This window comes from Pseudomonas sp. No.21, assembly GCF_054558415.1.
In genome coordinates this window covers 1-3371 of the sequence record NZ_BAAJNO010000035.1, presented here as the reverse complement: position 1 = coordinate 3371, position 3371 = coordinate 1, and the positions used below count along the sequence as shown (strand labels likewise).

General features: G+C 68.5%; 2 protein-coding genes. Both read right to left on the bottom strand.

The genetic code is table 11. The features are described from left to right. On the bottom strand, positions 1-1561 hold a 1561-nt coding region (locus ACYJSS_RS30620), incomplete at its 3' end, for a filamentous hemagglutinin N-terminal domain-containing protein (protein WP_459481263.1). 27 nt (positions 1562-1588) lie between these two features. Continuing rightward, complete coding sequence (locus ACYJSS_RS30615) at positions 1589-3292, bottom strand: ShlB/FhaC/HecB family hemolysin secretion/activation protein (protein WP_111264767.1); 1704 nt, start codon at positions 3290-3292, stop codon at positions 1589-1591. Positions 3293-3371 lie beyond the last annotated feature (79 nt).

The following is a 3371-nucleotide window of genomic DNA, read 5'->3' as shown; positions in this document are numbered from 1 at the left end:
GCAGTTCGCCGGCCGCGAGGGTCAGCTTGCCGTCGCCGGCGAGGACCTTGCCGCTGCGGTTGTCCAGGCGGGTGCTGGCGGTGGCCTTGAGCTCGCCGCTGTCGGCCTGGAGGGTGCCGCCCTGGTTGTCCAGCACGGCGGTGGTGAGGGTCAGGCCGTCGGCCTTGGAGAGGATCAGTCCGTCGCCGAGGTTCTTCACCTCGTCGGTGACGGTAACGGTCAGTGCCTGGTTGGCGGCCAGGGTGCCGCCGCTGTTGTCCAGCTGCTGGCCGTCGATCGTCAGGTCCTGGCGGCCGATGAGTTGGCCACCCTGGTTGTGCAGGGTCTGGGCCTTCACCTGGGCGGAGCCGGCGGCGACCAGCTGCGCACCCTGGTTGTCGAGCGTCGCCAGGTCGGTGGTCAGGCTGCCCTGGGCCAGCACCTTGCCGCGGTTGGTCAGGGTGCCGCCCTGGAGGTCGAGCACGCTGGCGGTGTTGGCGCTGCCGTCGGCGCGCACGCCGGCTTCCAGGTGGCCCTGGTTGTCGATGCGCGCGGCATTCAGGCTCAGGTCGCCGGCGGCCGCCAGGCTTTCCTTCACCTCGACCGTGCCGCCGCTGGTGACGCGGGCCTTGCCGCCGGCGTAGGCGCCGCGGGTCAGGTCGACGTCGGCGGCCTTGAGGGTGATGTCGCCGCTGGCGGCAGTGCGCGCCAGGGTCAGCTTGCCGTTGGCATCGATCTGGATGTCGCCGCCACTGGCGGCCATGTCGCCGGCGAGCTTCACACCCACGCCCTGCTCGGTGCCCACCAGGCGGATGGCCCCGGCGTACATGCCGCCGAGGGCGGAGCTGTCGATGGCCAGTTGCGGCTGGGTGCTGCCGTCGTCGGCCTTGGCGGTGGCGGCGAGGGTGGCGGCGTCCACCTCGTTGCGGCCGGTGACCATCGCCAGCTGCTTGGCGTGCAGCTCGGCGTTGATCTGGGCGCTGCGGGTGATCAGCTCGAACTGGTCGACGTTGCCGGCGTTTAGGCCGGCACCTTCGATGGCGATGGCGCCGCCGTCCACGTCGTAGCGGTCGAGGCGGCCGTTCTCCACCACCGGCTTGCCGGTGCTCAGGGTGACCTTTGGCGTGTTGATGAAGCCGCAGCCGTCACAGGTGATGCCGTGGGGGTTGGCGACTATGACGTGGGCGCCCTGCCCGGCCACCTCGGTGTAGCCCTTGAGCTGGCTGGGGCTGCCGCCGCTGACCTCGTTGAGGATGAGGCCGGCGGCGCGGCCGTTGAGGTTGGCGTTGCCGATGATGTAGCCGCCGAGCTGGGTGTTCTGCAGCTTGTCGGTGGCGTTGTTGAGGATCAGCCCCTGCTGGCCGACGTTGTAGTCGGTGAAGCGGTTGTGGGACAGGCCGTTGGCGTTGGGCGTGGCGATGTTGACCACCGGCACGCCGTTGCCGGCACTGCCGATGCTGGTGTTGCCACCCGCAGCCGCATCCACCGCCAGGTCGGCGGCGGTGGAGACGATGGGGTTGAGGAACATCACGCCGATGAGCACGGTGGCGATGTTCTGGAAGAAGGGGCTGCGAACGTCCATGTACTGGAACTCCGGGCGAAGCTGAAATCAGAAGAAGAGGTCGAAGCGGAAGTACACCGGGTGCTCCTGGCGCGTGATGGCGTCAGGGCGTTCCAGGGACCGCGCGAAGGTGACCGAGGCGGCCAGGTGCTGGCCCCGGGCGCTGAACTCGAAGGCGTTGCCGCTGAGGCGGCCGCTCTGGCCGGGGTTGTAGCGATCGCCGTGGATCACTCCCAGGTCGTAGGCGAAGGCGGCACCGTATTCCTGCACGAAGGGCTGCAGCGCCGCCCAGGTCACCGGCCGCCGCCAGCGCAGCTGGTTGCGCCAGTAGGCGCCGGTGTCGCCGGAGAGGGATTGCTCCTTGAAGCCGCGCACCGAGCTGAGGCCGCCGACGCTGATGCGCTGCGGGCTGTAGAGCACGTCTTCGCTGTGCTGGCCGTTGACCAGGCTGTCGACGCTGAAGGATTCCCCCAGCAGTTGGAAGGACTGCAGGTAGCTGGCGGTGAGGCTGTACTTGTTGTAGCGGGCCTCGGGCGAGTAGTGGAACGGTGTGCGGTCGTGCTGGGCATCGAAGGCGCCGATGCCACGCTGCCAGCCGACATCGACGTTGACGAAGGCATTGCCGATGCGCCGGCCATGGTTGAAGCCCAGCTGGGATTCGGTCAGGCGCGGGCTGGAGTTGCCGAGCAGGCTGTTTTCCACGTAGTTGCGCGTTTCCAGGTGGGCGATGCCGAGGCTGGCGGCGGTCTTGCTGACGCTGTCGCGGTGCAGCACGCGCTCGGCGCGCAACTGGTGGTTCTTGCTCTCGCCGTCGGTGCCGAAGGCGAAGCCATCGCCCTGGTTACGGGTGCGGTAGTAGCTCTGGCTGTAGGCGTAGCTGAAGTTCCACCAGCCGTAGGGCAGGTTGTAGAGGACGCTCTGGTTGGCCGAGTGCTTCCAGTGGTCGCTGGCCAGGTCGCCGCCGCCGCGCAGGCTGAGCTGGTCGGCCAGGCCGAAGGGGCTGTCCCAATCGAGGCTGGCGCCCCACTGCTGCTCGCCGGTGCTGCGCTGGCCGTCGTTGTGACGGTTCAAGCCCACGCGCCAGGGCTCGCTCGGCTCGCCCTTGAGCTGCACGCGGCTGCCGCCCACGTCCGCGCCGGGCACCAGCTCCAGTTGCGCGGGGCGCGACGGCAGGCGGTTGATCTGGTCCACCAGTTGTTCCATTTCGCGCAAATCGAGCACCCCGCCGTTGCCTGCGGGCGAGGCCATGGCCAGTTCGCGGTCGCTGGCGATGGCCGAGCTGTCGAGGCCTTCGAGCTTGCCCTCGACCACGATCACGTCCAGCTCGCCGTCGGCCAGGTCCTGCTGCGGCAGGTAGGCGCGGGAGGTGACGTAGCCCTTGTCGATGTAGTGCTGGGTGATGGCCTTGAGCAGCTCGTTGAGGCGGCCGCTGTCCAGGCACTGGTTCTCGAAGGGCTTGAGCAGCTCGCGCTGGCGCGACGCGGCAATCAGGCTGGCGCCCTGCAGGCGGATGCTGCGGATGTCGAAGCACGGCCCCTGGCTGGCCGGTGCACTGGGCTGGACGGGGGTCTCGCGACCGGGCAGTTGCTGCAGGTCCTGCAGGCGCTTGCGCTGTTCTTCGAGGATGCGGTCCTGGCGCTCGCGGATCAGGTCGCGGTCACCCGCAAAGGGCGCGCCGGGGCTGTCAGCCGCGAAAACGGAAAAAGCAGGAAAAAGCAGGCAGAAGCCCGCAGCGAAAGACTGCAGACGCATTGCGACCGTCCTTGGAGTAATGGCATATCGACATCGGGGCGGCATTTTTATGGCGCCAGCGACTTTGCTCAAGCCCTTT